1 protein-coding gene is annotated in these 515 nt (G+C 66.8%); it reads right to left on the bottom strand.

The features are described 5' to 3' along the window. Positions 1-515, bottom strand: a 515-nt coding sequence (locus tag RAD15_RS43500; protein WP_458184812.1) for an Ig-like domain-containing protein, incomplete at both ends; no start/stop codon positions are given.

Raw genomic sequence — 515 nt, 5'->3', positions numbered from 1 at the left:
GTTGAGGTCCACAGACGACGACCCGCTGTCGTCATAGTTCGACAGAGAGAGCGTCCCCGCCGTCGGCGCCGACGTGTCGACCACCACCGTGACGACATTGCTGGTCGAGGAGTTGCCGGCAGGATCGGTGACGGTCGCGCGGAACTGGTAGCTGCCGTCGGCCAGATCGCTCTGCGCGGCCGTGGTCGCGGTCCAGGTGCTACCGCCGTCGGTCGAGACCTCATAGGCCACACTGGTGCCGTTGGCATCGGCGTTGCCGCTCAGCGACAGATCGAAGGTCTTGTCGGTCGAGTTGAAGTCCGCAGACGACGACCCGCTGTCGTCATAGCTCGACAGCGAGAGCGTCCCCGCCGTCGGCGCGGTGGTGTCGACCACCACCGTGACGATGTTGCTGGTCGAGGAGTTGCCGGCAGGATCGGTGACGGTCGCGCGGAACTGGTAGCTGCCGTCGGCCAGATCGCTCTGCGCGGCTGTGGCCGCGGTCCAGGTGCTGCCGCCATCGGTCGAGACCTCAT

The organism is Bradyrhizobium sp. 14AA (assembly GCF_054185205.1).
The sequence above is the reverse complement of the archived record's forward strand: the minus strand, read 5'-3'. Positions and strand labels throughout refer to the sequence as shown.